This window comes from Delftia sp. S65 (assembly GCF_016516495.1).
In the GTDB taxonomy this organism is placed as follows: domain Bacteria; phylum Pseudomonadota; class Gammaproteobacteria; order Burkholderiales; family Burkholderiaceae_C; genus Comamonas; species Comamonas acidovorans.
Genome location: NZ_JACVUR010000103.1, coordinates 1 through 472, shown reverse-complemented (window position 1 = coordinate 472; position 472 = coordinate 1). Strand labels below are relative to the sequence as shown.

The 472-nt window shown below is 62.5% G+C and carries 1 pseudogene; it reads left to right on the top strand.

Annotated elements, in window-relative coordinates:
• Nucleotides 1–148: 148 nt before the first annotated feature.
• Nucleotides 149–472, top strand: a pseudogene (locus IAE24_RS29995) (hypothetical protein); the annotation flags it as partial.

Below are 472 nucleotides of genomic sequence, written 5' to 3'. Positions count from 1 at the left end.
CAGCGTGGGCTCGTTGGGCAACGTGAAGGTCGACAGCCTGGGCAACTCCTCGTACAGCGTGGGCTCGATCAGCAGTTCCGCCGTGACGCAGGCGTCGGTGACGTCCGCCTCGGTGAGCCTCACGATCCAAGGTGCCACTGCCTCTGCCGTGGCCACGATCGAGAAAGACGCCAATGCGACGCAGACCGAGGTGACCGGTCGCACCATTGAAGCCATCAATGCCAAGACCGCTGATACCGGCGTGACTGCCTTCCTCAGCGAAGACGGCACCACGATTGAACTTCGCGCCACGGCAGCGCCTACGGGCACGACGGGCACGACGGCTTCGGTTGCGGTCGGCACTAATGCTGCAACGAGTCTGACGGCTATTACGGCCGCTGAGGGAAAAGGCATCGACAAGGTGGATGTCTCCACCCAGTCTGGCGCATGGGAAGCCATGCAGCGTATCGACAACGCCATCGACAAGGTGAAC